This is a genomic window from Pontibacter aydingkolensis, assembly GCF_019443125.1.
In the GTDB taxonomy this organism is placed as follows: domain Bacteria; phylum Bacteroidota; class Bacteroidia; order Cytophagales; family Hymenobacteraceae; genus Pontibacter; species Pontibacter aydingkolensis.
The window spans coordinates 47,138-65,055 of record NZ_JAHYXK010000005.1 but is presented as its reverse complement, the minus strand read 5'-3'; the positions used below and the strand labels follow the sequence as shown (position 1 = coordinate 65,055).

The following is a 17,918-nucleotide window of genomic DNA, read 5'->3' as shown; positions in this document are numbered from 1 at the left end:
AAATACAATAATCTGCCAATAGTTAAACAGGTACTGCAGTTAGCCAGCTATTGAACTATACAAAACCATTTTTGGTTTCAGGCGCAGTTGCATACACATCTTGTGTAGCAAGCTCCTGGATGTAACAAAAGATATAGCGTAGTGGTGCACTAAGCTGGATAAAAAGAACTAATTTTGCATCGGTTTAAAAATCAGCGCGGAAATGCCAGACGAAACATCTCCAAATAAGCCCAAAAACGATAATATAAAGCCGTACCTAAAGTATTCAGGGCTGGCTTTTCAAATGATTGGGGCCATGGTGCTGGCTGCATTTGCAGGCATGAAACTGGATGATTACTTCGGGACACAGAACCCCTGGTTTACTATTACACTATTGGTGATAGCTGTTGTGGCTTCTATGGTGTTGGTTATTCTGTCGCTTAATAAAAAATAACTTACGTGAACTTTATCAGAAATCTCCTCATTTTCTCAGGCGTGATCGGCATGCTTATGGGAGTGATTTTATACTTTACCGGCAACCAGCTGGTGCATCCTTTTATCTGGTACATCTTTGGTTTTTTTGTATTTGTTACAGCGCTTACTTTTTATATTAGCCGTCTGGGTATCAGCTACGACAAAGATAATTTCCAGCTATATTACTTTGGCTCGATGGGCTTTCGGATGATACTAAGTATAGGAGTAATATTTGTTTATGTATTCCTCTTTTCTGAAAACGAATTACAGTTCGTTTTAAACTTCTTTGTGCTTTATTTTCTATTTACCGGGTTTGAAATTTACAGCTTATTGGCTAACTTGCGCCCGAATTTGAAAAGGCAGGATCAAGAATAAAGCAAAACTTGATAAAATCTGTTTCTAAATCTCTCTTAATGAAGAAGTTATTAGTTTTACTGTTTTCCTTCTTAACAATAGCAGCCCATGCTGCTGAACCGGCAGAAGGCGGCGAGTTTAAGCCAGGCGACATGATCACGCATCACATCGCAGATGATTATTCGTGGCATTTTGCTGATGGAGTAGTTCTTTATTTGCCAGTGATTCTGGTAGATAACGGTGAGGTGAACGTGTTCTCTTCAAGCAATTTCTACAACGAAGAGCATGAGATCGTGCCTTATAATGGTTATGTAATGGACCATGGTCATATTTATAAGGCCAATGAGGCAGGCGAGCCAATCGCTGACTATGCCGGGCTGTACGATATATCGATAACCAAGAATGTGGCTTCTATGTTTGTTAGTGTGGCGCTGATGTTCTTCGTTTTCTTCGGTATAGCAGCTTCTTACAAAAAGAACCAGGGTAAGGCGCCAAGAGGCATGCAGTCTTTCTTCGAGCCGATCATCATCTTTATTCGGGATGAAATTGCCAAGGCTAACATCGGTCCGAAGTATGAGCGTTACATGCCTTACCTGCTTACCATCTTCTTCTTTATCTGGTTTAACAACCTGCTTGGTTTAATGCCGGGTGGCGCTAACTTAACAGGTAATATCGCTGTTACACTGGTGCTGGCAACCATGACACTTCTTATTACTGTATTTAGCGGTAACAAAAGCTATTGGGGCCACATTTTTGCAACTCCGGGTGTGCCAGTGTGGTTAGCTCCGATCATGATTCCTGTAGAATTGATCGGTATCATCACAAAGCCGTTCTCTCTTATGATTCGTCTTTTTGCGAACATTACGGCAGGTCACATTATCATTCTTTCCCTTTTTAGCTTAATATTTATTTTCCAGAGCGTTGCAGTTGGTCCTTTAAGTGTGGCGTTCGCTACCTTTATGAACTTCCTGGAGTTGTTCGTGGCGCTGTTGCAGGCTTATATCTTTACGCTTCTTTCTGCGATGTACTTCGGTGGCGCAGTAGAAGAGCACGATCATGTGGGCGATTTAGGCCACGGTGACGGAGCGCATCATTAATCAGAATCTTTTTTTTAACTCTATATAACTACAATTATGTTAGCAATTCTGCTTCAAGCTCTATCAGAAGGCGCAGGTTTAGCAATCATGGGTGCCGGTATCGGTGCTGGTCTAGTAGCTCTAGGCGCTGGTTTGGGTATTGGTAGAATCGGTGGCTCTGCCATGGAATCTATCGCTCGTCAGCCTGAGGCTGGTGGCAAAATCCAGACTGCCATGATTATCGCGGCTGCCCTTATCGAAGGTGTTGCACTTTTCGGTGTGGTAGTATGCTTGCTAATTTCTTTCAAAGGCTAGTTATAGCTTTTGTGGATCTCACGTCCGGACGAATGGTCCGGACGATGAGATCTAAAGTGGTTTAAAGGCAGTTAAAGGTGCTCGTCTGCCAGAGTAAAATCGAGATCAACTAAACAGAACTTATTTCTCTAACAAAATAAACAATGCAGTTAGTAACCCCAGGTATCGGTCTAATTTTCTGGCAGCTAGTAACATTTCTGATTGTTCTGTTCCTGCTTGCTAAGTTTGCTTGGAAGCCAATCATGAAAGCACTTCATGAGCGTGAGGCTTCTATTGAAGATGCCTTGAGCGCTGCCGAAAGAGCAAAGCTTGAGATTCAGTCTTTAAAGGCAGACAACGAGAAGCTTTTAGCAGAAGCACGTTTAGAGCGTGACAGAATTTTGAAAGATGCTTCTGATGCTGGTAACGCTCTTGTAGAGTCGGCTAAGAACAAAGCAAACGAAGAAGGTGCACGCATGATTGCCCAGGCACGTGAGGCGATCGAGAATGAGAAACGCGCGGCTATCACAGAGGTGAAGAACATGGCTGCTACACTTTCTCTTGAAATTGCAGAGCGCATCCTGAGAAAAGAGCTGAGCAACCCGGACGCACAGCAGGCGCTGGCAGCGGATTACATCCGTGAAGTAACGCTTAACTAAAAGAATCTAAAGGTGGTTTGCCTTAACGCGGCCGCTGTATCATAAACAAGCATTATGTCAGAATTTAGAGTTGCTTCCAGATACGCGAAGTCGCTGATTGAGCTGGCGAATGAGAAAGGCATACTGGAAGAAGTGCATGACGATATGCAGCTTTTTTCAAAGGTAGTTTCTCAGAACCGCGATTTTCAGTTGTTGCTTCAGAACCCGATAGTTAAGCCTGATAAAAAGTTGGCTATACTTAACGGGGTATTTAAAGGCAAAGTGCAGGAGCTTACGCTGGCGTTCTTCAGCATTGTAGCCCGCAAGCAGCGTGAATCTCACCTTGAGTTCATCGCAGCTTCTTTTGAAGAGCAGTACAATACGATCAAAGGTATTGTAAAAGCTCAGGTAACATCGGCGCTGCCGCTTACTGCAAACCTGCGCGAGCAATTAGTAGGCAAGTTAGCTGCAGAGTATGGTCAGAAAATCCAATTGCTGGAAATAATCGACCCATCGCTTATCGGCGGCTTCGTGCTTAAAGTAGGTGATAAACAAATAGACAGCTCTGTGAAAAACAGTCTTCGCAAGCTGAGAAATGAATTCAAAGACAACCCATACATTAATAAACTATAATCATGGCAGAAGTAAGACCTGACGAAGTATCAGCCATATTAAGAGAGCAGCTATCTAACTTCCGCTCTGAGGCAGAACTGGAAGAAGTTGGTACTGTACTACAAGTGGGTGACGGTGTCGCTCGTATCTATGGCCTTTCCAAAGCACAGTCTGGTGAGCTATTAGAGTTTGAGAACGGACTTCAGGCACTCGTTCTGAACCTGGAAGAGGACAACGTAGGTGCCGTATTACTTGGCGACTACAGCGAGATCAAAGAAGGAGCTACCGTTAAAAGAACAAACCGCATTGCCTCTATCAAAGCAGGCGAAGGCGTGATTGGCCGTGTAGTAAACACACTTGGTCAGCCTATCGACGGTAAAGGACCAATTGCGGGTGAACTATATGAGATGCCACTAGAGCGTAAGGCTCCTGGTGTTATTTTCCGTCAGCCGGTAAACGAGCCGTTGCAGACTGGTATCAAGGCAATTGACTCGATGATTCCGATTGGCCGTGGCCAGCGTGAGCTTATCATCGGTGACCGCCAGACTGGTAAAACAGCTGTTGCGATTGACGCTATCCTGAACCAGCGCGAGTTCTTCGAAAGAGGCGAGCCTGTATTCTGTATTTATGTGGCTATTGGCCAGAAAGCATCTACAGTTGCACAGGTTGTGATGGCCCTTGAGAAAGGTGGCGCCATGGATTATACAGTAGTTGTAGCGGCTTCAGCTTCTGATCCGGCTCCAATGCAGTTCTTCGCGCCATTTACAGGTGCTGCTATCGGGGAGTTCTTCCGTGATACCGGCCGTCCTGCACTGGTTGTTTATGATGACCTTTCTAAGCAGGCCGTAGCTTACCGTGAGGTGTCTCTTCTCCTAAGAAGACCTCCAGGACGTGAGGCTTACCCAGGTGACGTATTCTATCTGCACTCTCGCTTATTGGAGCGTGCCGCTAAGATCAACGCATCTGATGAGATTGCTAAGAACATGAATGATTTACCGGATTCTCTTCGTCCGTTGGTAAAAGGTGGTGGTTCACTTACTGCCCTTCCAATTATCGAGACTCAGGCTGGTGACGTTTCTGCTTATATCCCGACAAACGTAATTTCGATTACTGACGGTCAGATCTTCCTTGAGACAAACCTGTTCAACTCGGGTATCCGTCCTGCGATTAACGTAGGTATCTCGGTATCTCGTGTGGGTGGTTCTGCTCAGATCAAGTCAATGAAGAAAGTAGCGGGTACGCTTAAGCTTGACCAGGCACAGTTCCGTGAACTAGAAGCTTTCGCGAAATTCGGTTCTGACCTGGATGCGGCTACTAAGCTTACAATTGAGCGTGGTCGTCGTAACCTTGAGATCCTGAAGCAGGCACAGTACTCTCCGGTATCTGTAGAGGAGCAGGTAGCTATTATCTATTGCGCTACGAACGGTTTGATGGACAACGTTCCGGTTTCTGAAGTTAGAAACTTTGAGAAAGACTTCCTGCTAACAATGCGTGCACAGCACAATGACGTGCTAAACGCTTTGAAAGCTGGTAAGTTAGATGATGAAACTACAAATACTCTCAAGCAAGTAGCTAGAGAAGTATCAGGTAGATATAAAAAATAGTCTGAACTTAATGATCAGGGGTTTGCAGCATAAGTTTGTTAACCCCTGATTTATGCTCATAGCAACAATAATATGGCAAGTTTAAAAGAGGTTAGAGGCCGCATTGTATCCATCTCGTCTACGCAGCAGATTACGAAAGCCATGAAAATGGTAGCCGCTGCCAAGCTTAGACGTGCTCAGGATAACATACTACGTATGCGCCCTTACGCTCAGCGCCTTGGTGGCATACTGGCTAACCTGTCGTCTATGGCGGAGGGTTCAGTAACAAATGTTTATACAGAGAAACGCGAAGTAAGAAATGTGCTTATCATAGCTGTTTCTTCTGACCGTGGCCTGGCTGGTGCCTTTAACTCCAACATCATTAAAGGAGTAATTTCCCTGATCGAAACAAAGTATAGCGCGCAGCAGGCAGCTGGAAAAGTTACTGTACTTGCCATTGGTCGTAAAGCTTTCGAAGCTTTAAAGAAAAGAGGCTACAACGTAAATGGTGAGTTTACCGGCATCTTCTCAAACCTGTCGTTTGACACGGTGCGCGGAGCAGCTGAGTATGCTATGGACGGTTTTGTAAAAGGCGATTACGATCAGATCGACCTGGTATACAACGAATTTAAAAACGTTGCTACGCAGATCGTACAAACAGAACAGTTCCTTCCAATTGAGGAGAACCCGGTTGAAGAGAGCGCTTCTGCTATGCTGGTAGATTATACTTTTGAGCCATCTAAAGAAGAGATCATTCAGGAACTTATACCTAAGTCATTAAAAATTCAGGTTTATAAAGCTGTGCTGGAGTCGAATGCTTCGGAGCACGGTGCCCGAATGACTGCGATGGATAAGGCAACTGAAAACGCAGGTGAACTTCTGAAAGAGCTGAAGCTTACCTATAACAGGACGCGCCAGGCTGCAATTACCAAAGAGATTCTGGAAATTGTGGGTGGTGCAGAAGCTCTGGCTTCAAAATAAGAAGAAAAAGAAACTTCATAAAGCAGCGCCCAACATCAGGTGGGCGCTGCTTCTTTTTTTATACTTATGCTATCGTAATTGATTGTTATCAAATTGAAAAATTTAAGTTGTAACAACCATTTAAAGAAATTATAACAGGAGTGCCTGTTATATTTGTAATAAGTATATACCAAATGCCATGAAAATTAAAGACTTAAAACAGGCTAAGCTATTTGCAAAAGCTGCTGTCGTGATGATAGTGGTACTAACAGCCTGTACAAAGCCTGCTCAGATAACATCAACCGAGAGCCAAACAAGCACAGCGTTTACAGACCTGAACAGGCCTAAGCTGGTAGTTGGTATAGTGGTTGACCAAATGCGCTACGATTACCTGTACCGTTACTGGGACAAGTACAGCGACAATGGCTTTAAACGGATGCTCCGGAAGGGATTTAATTTCAAAAACACTCAATACAGTTATGTACCAACCTATACAGCACCAGGCCATGCGTCAATTTATACAGGAAGCGAGCCGGCGATAAACGGAATAGTTGGAAACAGCTGGTACGACAGAACAACTGGTAAAGTAGTTTATTGCACCGAAGATAAATCAGTAAAAACAGTAGGGAGTACATCTAATGCTGGAGAAATGTCTCCTGCAAATATGGTAACAACAACCATTACAGATGAACTTAGGTTGGCTACCAATATGGGTTCCAAAGTAATTGGTGTGTCTTTAAAAGATAGAGGATCTATACTTCCGGCTGGCCACTTAGGCAATGGTGCCTACTGGTTCGACTCTGAAAGCGGCAACTGGATTACGAGCACCTTCTACAGAAAAGATCTGCCGGCTTGGGTGCAGCAGTTTAACCAGCAGCAGTATCCTAACCAGTACCTGAGCCAGGTTTGGAATACATTATTACCTATAGAGCAGTACATAGAAAGTACCGCTGATGATATGCCTTGGGAGGGAACGCTTTCAGGTGAAAGCAAACCGGTATTCCCGCACAACCTGCCGGCTATTAGAAAAAAAGATTTTGAATTGCTGCGCTCTACACCAGGGGGCAATACGATTACCAAAGACTTCGCACTGGCAGCCCTGAAAGGGGAAAATCTGGGAAAAGACAAGCATACCGACTTTTTAACCGTAAGCTTTTCTACCCCGGACTACGTAGGCCATACTTTTGGACCGAACTCGATTGAGGCGCAGGATATTTTTATTCGCCTGGATCGTGAAATTGGGGAGATGATTGATGAGATTGAGGCTGAGGTAGGGGCAGGCAATGTATTGTTCTTTCTTACATCTGACCACGGGGCGGCACATGTTCCGGCATACTTAACGGAGTATAAAGTGCCAGCAGGTGTATCAACATCGGCTGTAATAAGAGATTCTGTAGACAACTTTTTAAGCAAACTATACGGAAAAGGCGCCTGGGTTGAGCGTTATATGAACCAGAACATCTACCTTAACAGAAAGCTGGTTGATAGCAAAAAGTTATCGCTGGGTGAAGTGCAGCAGCGTGTGGCAGAATATGTGATCCGTTTGTCGCCTGTAGAAAGAGCTGTTACTGGCTCTAGCCTTGCCACATCAAGCTGGTCTCATGGGCCGCTTGCACGAGTAGAGCGTGGCTATTACCCATCCAGAAGCGGTGACGTAGTTCTTATTTTAAGTCCGGCATGGTTTGAAGGCTACGGTTCTGGAAGACCAACAGGCACCACACATGGCTCATACTCTAACTATGACACGCATGTGCCACTGGTATGGTACGGGTGGAATGTGAAACCAGGTGAGAGTTCAGTAGAAACAAAAGTGGCTGATATTGCCCCTACTATAGCCAGTTGGCTATATATACAAGAGCCCAACGGTAGCGTAGGGCAACCTTTACAACAATACATGAAATAACCACAGCGCTTGAAGAAGAGATATAAGACGGCGCAAATTAAAATTTTATTAAAATGGAGAATATGGAGAACAACAACCCATGGCATAGCGTAAGCTACGGCGATGAAGCTCCCGAGGTGGTAACCGCAATCATTGAGATACCAAAAGGCTCAAAAGCAAAGTATGAGTTGGATAAAGACAGCGGTATGCTGAAGCTTGACCGTGTGCTTTTCTCATCTGTTAACTATCCTGCTAACTATGGTTTTATTCCGCAAACATACTGCGACGATAAAGACCCACTGGATATCTTAGTTATCTGCTCTATAGATGTGCAGCCAATGTGTCTGATCGACGCAAAAGTAATCGGTGTGATGCAAATGATTGATAACAATGAAGAAGACGATAAGATCATCGCTGTTGCTTATAACGACATGTCGGTGCGTCATATTAATGATATTTCTGAGTTGCCTCCGCACACGCTACTGGAGATGCGCCGTTTCTTTGAAGACTATAAGAAGTTAGAGCATAAGGAAGTTATCGTGGAGCAGTTCCTGGGTCGTGAGCACGCTTATAAAATCATCAAAGACAGCATAGAGCTTTATAACGCTACATTCGGCGAGCCTAAGAAAGTGCAGACGCTGTAACAACACTACTTTTCCTGTTAAGCCTGACATAGGAGTTTTTTCCTGCGTCAGGCTTTTTTGTTTTAACAGATACATTGACACACGCAGGATTAGTTGCGTAATTGCATGTAATGGCGCACGATCGGCACATCAGCATAGCTGAAAAGTATAGCAGAAAACCGCAGGCACAATTGGCAGAGCAACTTTTAGGGGGCTTTGTATACAGCAGTGTATTTATTTCGTGCTGCGCCTTTAGTTTAACCATAGAAACCTACAAGCTTGCCGGGTTGCCCATATCCATGCCGATGGCGGTATTTGTGTTTCTGGCCACCCTATTTACCTATAACTTAAGCAGCGTTTATAGTTTTGTAAGGTGGCCGCATCAGCAAAAGTATAAAACCAGCAGGTATTGGTGGCAGCGGAATAAAAAACTGCTTGCACTTACAGGTGTAGCAAGTATAATGCTGGCAACAGGAATGTATGTATACTTTGGCCTGAACATCAACCTTTTGGTAGTATTGCACCTGGCTCTTATATCGGTTTGGTACACAGTGCCGATTGTATACAAATCAAGTTGGGTGCGGCCCCTGCGAAGTATACCGCTGTTAAAAGTTTTCCTGATAGCGTATGTATGGGCTGTGGTAACTGCTTGGTTTCCGTTGCTTGATGCCGGTATTGCAGCCTGGGATGGCGAGGCCATGTTGCTGCTACTGCGCCGTTTCCTTTTTATACTTTCGCTGGCCTTGTTATTCGATATCAGGGATTACGCCTATGACAGATCGACAAACACACTCACTATACCCGGCCTTATAGGTGTCAGGAATACAAAGTTTATATCCATAACCTTACTGGCTGTTTATACTTTGCTGGCGGCGACATCAGAAACAGGTGAAGTGCAGCTGGCGTTAATGGCAAGTGCCTTTGTAGCAGCTTTAGTGGTGTTGTTTTCGGATGAGCACAAGCCAAGAATATATTATGCTTTGCTGGCAGACGGGGCAATGCTGGTGCACGCCGGGTTAGTCTATCTTGCCTTTAGCTAAGCTGCTGCAGGTGCATAAAAGCCTGAGGCAAGTGGTCTGTTACATCAGAGGCTATCATGGCAATGTCGCCAACGGATTTAAGAGCAAGGTCTCCGGCCAGGCCATGCACGTACACGCCAAGTATACATGCCTCTTCTAACGTATAGTTTTGCGCTACAAGTGCAGTAATAATACCTGTCAGCACATCGCCGGTTCCACCTGTGGCCATGCCCGGGTTGCCTGTTGTGTTAAAGTATAGGTTGCCTTCCGGAGTGCCTATTGCAGAGTTGTTCCCCTTTAGTACGATGTAGCATTGGTACTCATGGCAGAACTCCAGCATATCTCTTAGCCTGTCGTAGTCGTTGTTGCTTTTACCTATCAGCCGCTCTAACTCTTTGGGATGTGGTGTAAAGATGACTTTGTTTTTGGGCAGACTGGCTTTTAACTTTTCGCTACTAGCAATAATATTTATCGCATCGGCATCTATTACCAAATTATGCGTGCTGGTACTTAACAATTGGCCTATGGTAGTTTTGGTAACACGCTCAGTTCCTAAGCCGGGGCCTATGCCAATCACATTATACTTTTCAATATCCTGAGGCAGTTCTGAGAGGTGTTTGCGGTTTTTGTCGGAGAGGGTCATAGCTTCGGGTACGGCAGTTTGAAGTATCGAATAACCAGCAGATGGTACCTGCAGCGTTAATAAGCCGACTCCGCTGCGCAGGCAGGCCCGGGCAGCCAGCACAGCAGCCCCCATTTTTCCGAAGCCTCCGCACAGCAGCAACGCATGGCCATAGATGCCTTTGTGAGAGAATTTCTTACGAGGCTTAAGTATGCGCTGCGCATCCTGGTGTGTGGTAAAGTATAAATCTGTTTCAACTTCGGAAATAAACTTATCGCTTAAGCCAATAGGAACCACGTGCCACTCTCCTACATACGCTTCGTGCTGTGGCAGTAAAAAGGCAAGCTTTGGCAGTTGAAAGCTGATAGTATAAGTTGCTTTGATAATGGCTCCCTCTGGTGGTGTCTGGCTATCGGAGTAAATTCCGGAGGGCATATCGATGGAGGTAATGCAGGCAGAACTGGCGTTAAGCTTTTCTACTACATCTGCATAAATTCCGGTTACCGGCCTGTTTAGTCCTGTTCCGAATAGTGCATCAATAACTTTTATACTTTGGCTTATTTCCGGAATCTGGTTAACCTCAGTAATATGCTTTGTTGAGAGTTTATCAGACCAGCGTTCAAGGTTAATCTTAAAATCAGGGGATACTTTCTCCGTGTCTCCTACTAAAAACACCTTAACGCTATACTTACGCTGATGCAACAGTCTTGCCACCACCAAGCCATCGCCACCGTTGTTGCCAGGCCCGCAGAAAACATACACTTCTTCGGAAAGTTGAAATTTATTTTCGAACCAACCTGTGAAAGCCTTTGCAGCACGCTCCATCAGATCTGTGGAGGTTATACCTTCCTCTTTGATCGTGAAGGTATCCGCTTCTTTGGTTTGTGCTGCGGTTAGGAGTTTCATAGTATGGCTGGGTTTTAGAGAGTATACTTAGAATGGAATAATGAGTTTTGATTGCGCTGATGCAACTGCTCTTTCAGATATCTGTGTCTGGAAGCAATGGAAAATTCCACGTCTGTTTAAGGGTAAAGTATCAGCTTCATAGCTGCTGCCATACTGTGGACAGGTCGCGACCTGTCCCTACAAAGGGTGACAACCTGCTTTACTGTGTCCTTCAAATACTAAAACGCCAGTGTCAGGGTAAGCTTTATGCGCAGGTTATCTTTCGCCTCGTCCAGCGCATAAGGGCCGTAGCGGTAAAAAGCACCAACGCCAATTCCGGAGAAGGTAGAGCTGATCACATTATTCAAGATCAGGCCGGATTCATAAAAGCCTTTGCGCATGCTGTTGATCTCGGTTAATGGAAAATCTGTTATGGGTTGTTTCAGATCTCCGAAGCCAATATTAGTTACGGCTACCACATCCGGTTTAAAGAAACCGGTGCGGATAAAGCGTTTGCCGAAGTTCTGGGAAAAGAACATGGCCGCGAAACGATCAGAGAAAAACTCGTAAGGGCGCATCGTTTCAAAGCCATCAGCGGAGTATACTTTGTAGTTAGGATTAAAGCTGCCGTAGCCGTTAAACAAGGTAAAGAAAGGAGCAGCACCATCTACCAGGCCACCAGCAAGTTTAAAGCTGCTTAATCCAAAAGTGCGATGTCTGAAGCTGGCCTCTAAGCGTGTTTCATACTTGTTGTAGGTATAATCACCATCCAGTAAACCATCAAAACCACGGGTGTACTGCAGCCAAAGCACTGGGTATTCTGATGCCATGGGCATTAGCTGGTTAAATTGCCGCATGTACTTTTCGCCGTAGGCATAGCGCAGGCTTACAACAGCCTCAGTTAGGTTATACTTTGGCAGAGGTGCGTCTTCTACAGAGAATAAAGTTGGCCGGTGTTGCTCTTGCCTTAGCTGGGTTTGTGCCTGCAGGTAACGGGCAGGCCTGCCGGAAAAGACTATACTTTTGTGGGTAGTATAATTTAGGTTAGTGAGTACGGCAGGCCGAAGGTCTGTAAGCAGTTTACGCGGCTGGAAAGGCAGGCGCCTTGCCCCTGGCTCCAGCACATCTTCAAAAAACTCAGCCTTTACCTGCAACTCGGATGGCTTGTGAAGTATAACCGTAGCGTCAGCGCCATACTTTGCTTCCTCATCTTTAAAGCCATAACCCCAGTAGCCACCAAGTATAAACCGCTCCGAAAACAGGCCATTGGTATGCGCGCCTATGCCCAAACGCACACCCTCAAACGCATTTGCCTTAAAAAGGCGGTTAATGTCCAGGCTAACAGGCCCGGTCGGGATCTGCTTTGCCACGAGGTACTCCATTAACCGGATGGTGCGGTCCATTTTTTCTGCTTTGCCAACGCTGTCCATGCGGGTGTAGGTAAGCTGCTCTTTTGCGTTAAGCGAATCAGGGCGGTGTTGCTGGTAAAGGCTTTCGGGTTGCAGGTGCGCGTCTGGTTTTTGCTCCAGGGCTATCACACCAAAGTCGGATTTGCGCAGGTTAGGATTCAGGTTGATGTTGGTGATGTAAGTGCGCAGGCGTCCGTATGGCTGGTGGCCTTTAAGCGAGAACTGCGGAATGGTTATCTCCACATCAAGCTCTGTAAGAAACCAGTGTTGCTGCGGGCCGGTTTGCTCGAAGCGCTGTTGAAGCTTAATACCCCGCTGGTCTTTGTCTGTGGCCGATTGCGCCAGCACATTCTGTACGGCCCAGCCTTTGCTGTTAATGTATAGCAGCCCCTCCAGTCCGTCAAAGTTCTTGCCTTGCTCCGGTGTAAAAGAGATAATAAAAGTGGTATCGCGACCAATGATGTTTGTCTCCTGAAGTATAAAGTCATACTTGCGGGTGCTGCCGGGGCTTAGCGGGCTAAGGTAGCGTTTCCCGAAAAAAACAGGCATATCCTCATAAACCGAAAAATCCCTGCTTTCTGCCGCTACTACACCAAAGCTTGGCTGTTGCAAACCCGACACGCGAGTGGCAAGTATGGTCTCTTTTACTTTATCGGGTTTTAGGTAAGCATAGTCTGTTATACTTTCCATCAGAAACAGATGCTGTTTTGCCAGCAAACTTCGCATGTTAAGGTAGGCTGTGTCCTGCTCTGCCAGTTGCAGGGTATCGCTTAGGTCTATCTGGCGGGCATCCACAGCGGTAAGTATAAATTTGTTATAGGTGCGGTACGTATAGGCCTGCAGGTTTTCCGGTTTGTGCTGATCGCGGTTTTGTGTGGCCAGCCGGATAATGCGGTGCGCAGGGTTTTCGCCAGTGCCCAATACCACTACCTCCTGCAGTTGTGCCGCGGAGGGCTGTAAGTATACATTGATAGCCTCCAAGGAATCCGGGTAAACTAGTTGCGGCTCGTAGCCAACGTAACTAAAGCGCAGGTTTTGGATTGTCTTATTGTGGCGCAGCTGGTATTGGCCCTCCAGGTTAGTAGTGGTGCCTGTTTCACCGTTGTTGGCTGCTATACTTACAAAGGCCAGTTTCTCGTTGGTTTTGGCATCGCGCACCACACCCCGCACTGTTCGCACCTGGGCAAAAGCAGCCGAGGCTAAAAGTATAAAGTATAAAACAGTTATCAGGAGCTTAGGCATCTGGTAAAGATAAAAGAAAAGGCGCTTTATCCTGCTACAGAAAAAGCGCCTGCTGTTCAGATTATTATTTACTAGAAATTTACCAGCAAACCTACTCCGGGGCTGCCATTGGGTAGCACAACAGGTATAACGGCAGTATTAAGGCCTCCGCCCTGGGTTAGCTTGGCATGCACCCAGTACACTGTATTTACAGAAAGTATACCAACGCCTGCACCTGCCAGTACATCAGCCATCCAATGCGCATCATTAAGCACACGCAGCACCCCGGTTGCCCCTGCTAAAGTATAACTGGTTATACTTACCCATGGGCTTTTATGCCTGAACTCCTTATCCATGAAAGTGGCAATGGTAAAGGCGTAGGTTGTGTGGCCCGACGGAAACGCATAAGATTTGCCGTTAGGCCGGTCTATGTCAGTAATTTTTTTAGTGGGCCAAACTACTGCAGAGGCAACTGCTCCGGATGCGAGCAACAAAAGTGTTTGCCGGCTAAGCTGATGCCTGTTCTGTGATGAAATAATATTAAAGCCATACAACCCGGCCAAAGGGGCCAGCATCAGGAAGTCATCGGCATTGGTAGCAAAACGAGGAAGCACCTTATCCCGGGCATCGTTAACATCAAAGCTGCTAATAAAGCCCCGTTCCCGGATAGTATAAATACCCGCACCGATTAGCACAGCAGACGGAATAACGGCTCTTTTAAGAAAACGCTTGTTGTCTCCTTCCAAGCGTTGCGATTCTGTAAAAGGTTTTTTCTGCCCTGGCAATACGGTGTCGCCGGGTACAAAAATATCCGGATCTAGAGATATTGTTCTGAGAGTATCGGTTTGTGCAGCTCTTTTGGGTTTTGGCTGAACTTGTGCTACAGCAGCTATTGGCCCAAACAGCACACTTAAGCATAATAGATGGACCGCTAACAGTTTATTTGCTTTCATAAGTATAAATAGGAATAACTCCTATCAGGCTTATTGTACTAATAATGTCAAGTACTTATAAACGCGTATCGTTTTAGTGGGGTTTATCTGTCTATTTCGCCTAGCACGATGTCTACAGAGCCAACAATGGCAATCAGGTCGGCTACCATGCAGCCCCGGCTTATCTCTGGCAGCACCGAAAGGTTAGAGAAACAGGGAGAGCGGCCATGGCAACGGAAAGGCACATCGCTTTTGTCGGTAGTCCGGAAGAAGTAGCCCAGTTCGCCGCGCGGGGTTTCGGCTCTAAAGTATAATTCCTTGGTGCCCGTCATGCGTATTTTCTTAGGACAAGCGGCCTGCGGGTCAAAGTCGGGGGTGCGTTTGTGGTCGGTGGTAAGTTTATCGAGGCATTGGCGTATTATCTTAACCGATTCGCGGCACTCCAGGGCACGTACATAGTTGCGGTCCCAGCAATCGCCTGTGGTGCCAGCCAAACCCTGGCCAATAGGCACATCAAACTCCAGTTCCGGGTAAACGCTGTAGCCATCTACGCGGCGCAGGTCATACTTTAAGCCAGAGCCACGCAGCATAGGGCCAGTGCAGCCGTAGTTTATGGCAACATCCAAAGGCAAAACACCCACGTTGGCGGTGCGGTCTATAAAGATCTTGTTCTCCAGAAGTATGGTGTCTATTTCGTCGAGCTTGGGCAGTAGGTAATCTATAAACTCACGGCAGCGTTCTTCAAACCCGATGGGCAGGTCGTAGTATAAACCACCTACCCAAATGTAATTATATAACATGCGTGCCCCGCTTACCCACTCCAGCAAACGCTGAATGTGCTCACGGTCGCGCAGCATCCACAGGAAAGGTGTAAAAGCTCCGATGTCGATGGCATAAGTGCCAATGGCTACAAAGTGTGAGGCAATGCGGTTTAACTCGGCTACCAGTACACGAATGTACTCCACCCGCTTTAGTATCTGGTCGGTAATGCCCATCAGCTTTTCTACGCCCATGCACCACACATGCTCGGAGTTCATGGCAGCAAGGTAATCCATGCGGTCTACGTAGGGTATGGTCTGGTTATAAGCCATACTTTCGGCGTGCTTCTCGAAACAGCGGTGCAGGTAACCAATGTGCGGTACCACCTCTCGTACAATCTCTCCATCGGTAACTACCTCCAGTCGCAATACACCGTGTGTGCTCGGGTGCTGCGGCCCCATGTTCACAATCATCTCACCGGCCTTCAGGGTATCAAGGCTAAACTTGTTCGGCTCCGATTGCAGCAGGTAGTTTTGGTAGATCGTGGACAAAGTGAGTTATAATGTTAGAGCGTTAGAAAGTTAAGCAAAGTTCGGAAAAAACAGGGACTTGTGCAGCAGGTAAATGAGAGATTGGTTATAGAGAAGCGTTTATAGATTCTGCACAATATATAGTATATTCGTTAGTCCGATTACGGTTATCTGTTGATTTCGACAAAAAAGCGTATGTTTATTACGTTTATTTACTAGTTAGAGGTAATTGTCAAACATCTATATAATTATATGAAAACTATCTGTATCATTTTACTCGCTTTTTTATACTTTAGCTCTCCGTCCTATGGACAGCTGCTCAGAAGTGTTAAGGAATTCAAAGAGTTTGAAAAAAGGCCGCTTCTCGTGGTCTTGCCTGAAGCCAAGAAGGATAAGGACTCAACTTTTATAGCAGCGATACGCCAGAATATCAAAAGGAACATTAGTAGTTACTGGCAGGTGCAAAAAGACATCACCTACTTATCCCCTGAAGAATTCCAGGCACTCAAAAAGAACAAGAGAAGAAATACCCATGCGGTTATGACTTTTAAAAATTTGGAGTTATCTCATGCTAGTACCAAGGGTAATGTAAGGGTCTTAGATCCAACCAGCAAGTATACTGTTTTTGTCATGGATCTGGGACTTTCAGAGAATGCCATCTACAATGTATATACCTATCGACATAACTTTTCTTCCAGAGCCCCTTCTGAAGCAGATATGGCTGGTACTCTACAGGTGGTGCAGAATATCGTCAGAAAGGGAGTAAAGGAGAATGAGATGACCTCATTCCCAAAGGAAGCGAAAGTTAATGCAAAAAAGCTGAGTAGCCTTACTTTGCTCATAGATCAGCAACAACTGGAAGAGAGTATTACTAAGAAGGAGATAAATGAACTGTACGGCCTCCGCTACAAGATTGTGGACACAAAAGAGCTGGAAGATGCTATCCTGAGCCAAGCTCCTGGTTTTGCCTATGTGTACATGTTGCCTAACTCAACCAGCGGTGCAGACTTACAGTTACAGTTGGTGCTAACTACGAAAGGTAGCGAGGTGGTGTCTGTTTCGATGCCACCTAAGTTTACAGTAATGGGAAACCACTCTGGCAGTAAAATCGGAGAAAGAAACTTAAAAGAATATGTGAGTTATATTAAATAGGATTAAAGAGAAGCGTAATAGGCTTTCACGTCCTTCCCTTATAACTCTTGTAGTGAGGGCTGCTTGCAAAGGCATTGCAAAAGAATCGTGATGAAGCAAGCAAGCTTTTGATAGCAGCCTTTTCAGATACTAATAAACAACTGCCTCTAACAACACCTTTACGTTAGCTACGCCACCGCAAAGCCCAGTACGTTAAACACAACCTCATTAAGATGAACACCGACCTCATTTTATACTATAAAGAAAGAGCCCGGGAGTACGAGCAGGTTTATCAGAAACCTGAACGGCAGGAAGAGTTGCAACAGATCACCAAACTGCTGCAGGATATCTTTACAGATAAAACGGTGTTTGAAGTAGCCTGTGGTACCGGCTACTGGACAAAGCGTATCGCCGAAACAGCCCACTACATACTTGCCACCGATATAAACGAGGCTGTGCTGGAGGTGGCCCAGGCAAAAGATTACCCCAACGGGAATGTAAACTACAAACAAGCCGACCTCTTCGCACTGAAACAGCAGGCAAAGTATGAAAGTCTGTTTGGCGGATTTATACTATCGCATATTAAGCTGCAGGAACTACCTCAGTTTATAAACATTGTTAACGCTAGTGTAAACCCCGGTGGAACCGTAGTGCTTGTAGATAATAACTATGTGGAAGGCAGTAACACTCCAGCCTCACATCAGGACGAGCAAGGCAACACTTACCAGCACCGCACCCTATCTGACGGCAGCACACACCAGGTGCTCAAAAACTACTTTACAGAAGATCAACTGCATGAGTTGGTTAAGGATTCTGCTACTGATATCCGGTTTATTAACCTTACCTATTACTGGATACTTACCTACAAAACCCCCGATAAAGTATAAAAGCATTAGAACAAACATTGATATTTACTGATGAGAAATTACTGCCTA

At 45.6% G+C, this 17,918-nt stretch carries 17 protein-coding genes; 13 read left to right on the top strand and 4 right to left on the bottom strand.

The features are described 5' to 3' along the window. Positions 1-202 precede the first annotated feature (202 nt). From K0O23_RS07920 to K0O23_RS07870, 11 genes are all read left to right on the top strand, one after another. Positions 203-433: an AtpZ/AtpI family protein gene (locus K0O23_RS07920; protein WP_219876875.1), complete on the top strand. Its 231-nt coding sequence runs from the start codon at positions 203-205 to the stop codon at positions 431-433. 5 nt (positions 434-438) lie between these two features. Continuing rightward, on the top strand, positions 439-828 hold the full coding sequence (locus K0O23_RS07915; RefSeq protein WP_219876874.1) for a hypothetical protein: 390 nt from the start codon (positions 439-441) through the stop codon (positions 826-828). A 38-nt stretch (positions 829-866) separates the two neighbouring features. Further along, entirely contained in the window at positions 867-1,904 is a 1,038-nt protein-coding gene (gene atpB / locus K0O23_RS07910) for a F0F1 ATP synthase subunit A (RefSeq protein ID WP_219876873.1), read from the top strand. 36 nt (positions 1,905-1,940) lie between these two features. Beyond that, positions 1,941-2,198, top strand: coding sequence for an ATP synthase F0 subunit C (gene atpE, locus K0O23_RS07905; protein WP_219876872.1), 258 nt, complete (start codon positions 1,941-1,943; stop codon positions 2,196-2,198). Between the two features lie 143 nt (positions 2,199-2,341). After that, positions 2,342-2,836, top strand: coding sequence for a F0F1 ATP synthase subunit B (locus K0O23_RS07900; RefSeq protein WP_219876871.1), 495 nt, complete (start codon positions 2,342-2,344; stop codon positions 2,834-2,836). 54 nt (positions 2,837-2,890) lie between these two features. Beyond that, positions 2,891-3,448: an ATP synthase F1 subunit delta gene (atpH, locus tag K0O23_RS07895; protein WP_219876870.1), complete on the top strand. Its 558-nt coding sequence runs from the start codon at positions 2,891-2,893 to the stop codon at positions 3,446-3,448. A gap of 2 nt (positions 3,449-3,450) precedes the next feature. Beyond that, entirely contained in the window at positions 3,451-5,031 is a 1,581-nt protein-coding gene (gene atpA, locus K0O23_RS07890; RefSeq protein ID WP_219876869.1) for a F0F1 ATP synthase subunit alpha, read from the top strand. Positions 5,032-5,103: 72 nt separating this feature from the next. Next, complete coding sequence (gene atpG / locus K0O23_RS07885) at positions 5,104-5,991, top strand: ATP synthase F1 subunit gamma (RefSeq protein WP_219876868.1); 888 nt, start codon at positions 5,104-5,106, stop codon at positions 5,989-5,991. Between the two features lie 178 nt (positions 5,992-6,169). After that, the gene (gene pafA, locus K0O23_RS07880) at positions 6,170-7,873 is read left to right on the top strand and encodes an alkaline phosphatase PafA (protein WP_246596992.1); all 1,704 of its coding nucleotides are present in this window, start codon (positions 6,170-6,172) and stop codon (positions 7,871-7,873) included. Between the two features lie 62 nt (positions 7,874-7,935). Beyond that, complete coding sequence (locus tag K0O23_RS07875; RefSeq protein WP_219877048.1) at positions 7,936-8,496, top strand: inorganic diphosphatase; 561 nt, start codon at positions 7,936-7,938, stop codon at positions 8,494-8,496. Between the two features lie 110 nt (positions 8,497-8,606). Beyond that, positions 8,607-9,515 (top strand): UbiA prenyltransferase family protein, encoded by a 909-nt coding sequence (locus K0O23_RS07870; RefSeq protein WP_219876867.1) that lies wholly within the window; start codon positions 8,607-8,609, stop codon positions 9,513-9,515. Here the strand turns inward: K0O23_RS07870 and K0O23_RS07865 are convergent. The 4 genes from K0O23_RS07865 to K0O23_RS07850 all read right to left on the bottom strand — a co-directional run bounded on the left by K0O23_RS07865 (position 9,508) and on the right by K0O23_RS07850 (position 15,873). Then, positions 9,508-11,022, bottom strand: coding sequence for an NAD(P)H-hydrate dehydratase (locus K0O23_RS07865; RefSeq protein ID WP_219876866.1), 1,515 nt, complete (start codon positions 11,020-11,022; stop codon positions 9,508-9,510). The genes K0O23_RS07870 and K0O23_RS07865 overlap by 8 nt on opposite strands. A 218-nt stretch (positions 11,023-11,240) precedes the next feature. Beyond that, entirely contained in the window at positions 11,241-13,652 is a 2,412-nt protein-coding gene (locus K0O23_RS07860) for a DUF5686 and carboxypeptidase-like regulatory domain-containing protein (RefSeq protein ID WP_219876865.1), read from the bottom strand. Between the two features lie 71 nt (positions 13,653-13,723). Beyond that, on the bottom strand, positions 13,724-14,584 hold the full coding sequence (locus tag K0O23_RS07855; protein ID WP_219876864.1) for a phosphatase PAP2 family protein: 861 nt from the start codon (positions 14,582-14,584) through the stop codon (positions 13,724-13,726). A gap of 83 nt (positions 14,585-14,667) precedes the next feature. Beyond that, positions 14,668-15,873 (bottom strand): NADH-quinone oxidoreductase subunit D, encoded by a 1,206-nt coding sequence (locus K0O23_RS07850; protein ID WP_219876863.1) that lies wholly within the window; start codon positions 15,871-15,873, stop codon positions 14,668-14,670. A 231-nt stretch (positions 15,874-16,104) separates the two neighbouring features. Here K0O23_RS07850 and K0O23_RS07845 point away from each other — a divergent pair, with 231 nt between their 5' ends. Both K0O23_RS07845 and K0O23_RS07840 read left to right on the top strand, forming a co-directional pair. Next, the gene (locus K0O23_RS07845) at positions 16,105-17,004 is read left to right on the top strand and encodes a hypothetical protein (protein WP_219876862.1); all 900 of its coding nucleotides are present in this window, start codon (positions 16,105-16,107) and stop codon (positions 17,002-17,004) included. A 212-nt stretch (positions 17,005-17,216) separates the two neighbouring features. Beyond that, positions 17,217-17,870 carry a class I SAM-dependent methyltransferase gene (locus K0O23_RS07840; protein WP_219876861.1) on the top strand — a complete coding sequence of 218 codons (654 nt, stop codon included), beginning with the start codon at positions 17,217-17,219 and terminating at the stop codon, positions 17,868-17,870. Positions 17,871-17,918 lie beyond the last annotated feature (48 nt).

Coding starts and splice junctions, on each gene's coding strand:
- K0O23_RS07840 (WP_219876861.1), top strand. CDS start 17,217: ATGAACACCGACCTCATTTTATACTATAAAGAAAGAGCCCGGGAGTAC.
- K0O23_RS07845 (WP_219876862.1), top strand. CDS start 16,105: ATGAAAACTATCTGTATCATTTTACTCGCTTTTTTATACTTTAGCTCT.
- atpA (WP_219876869.1), top strand. CDS start 3,451: ATGGCAGAAGTAAGACCTGACGAAGTATCAGCCATATTAAGAGAGCAG.
- atpH (WP_219876870.1), top strand. CDS start 2,891: ATGTCAGAATTTAGAGTTGCTTCCAGATACGCGAAGTCGCTGATTGAG.
- atpB (WP_219876873.1), top strand. CDS start 867: ATGAAGAAGTTATTAGTTTTACTGTTTTCCTTCTTAACAATAGCAGCC.
- K0O23_RS07855 (WP_219876864.1), bottom strand. CDS start 14,584: ATGAAAGCAAATAAACTGTTAGCGGTCCATCTATTATGCTTAAGTGTG.
- K0O23_RS07900 (WP_219876871.1), top strand. CDS start 2,342: ATGCAGTTAGTAACCCCAGGTATCGGTCTAATTTTCTGGCAGCTAGTA.
- K0O23_RS07870 (WP_219876867.1), top strand. CDS start 8,607: ATGGCGCACGATCGGCACATCAGCATAGCTGAAAAGTATAGCAGAAAA.
- atpE (WP_219876872.1), top strand. CDS start 1,941: ATGTTAGCAATTCTGCTTCAAGCTCTATCAGAAGGCGCAGGTTTAGCA.
- K0O23_RS07865 (WP_219876866.1), bottom strand. CDS start 11,022: ATGAAACTCCTAACCGCAGCACAAACCAAAGAAGCGGATACCTTCACG.
- K0O23_RS07875 (WP_219877048.1), top strand. CDS start 7,936: ATGGAGAACAACAACCCATGGCATAGCGTAAGCTACGGCGATGAAGCT.
- atpG (WP_219876868.1), top strand. CDS start 5,104: ATGGCAAGTTTAAAAGAGGTTAGAGGCCGCATTGTATCCATCTCGTCT.
- K0O23_RS07860 (WP_219876865.1), bottom strand. CDS start 13,652: ATGCCTAAGCTCCTGATAACTGTTTTATACTTTATACTTTTAGCCTCG.
- K0O23_RS07920 (WP_219876875.1), top strand. CDS start 203: ATGCCAGACGAAACATCTCCAAATAAGCCCAAAAACGATAATATAAAG.
- pafA (WP_246596992.1), top strand. CDS start 6,170: ATGAAAATTAAAGACTTAAAACAGGCTAAGCTATTTGCAAAAGCTGCT.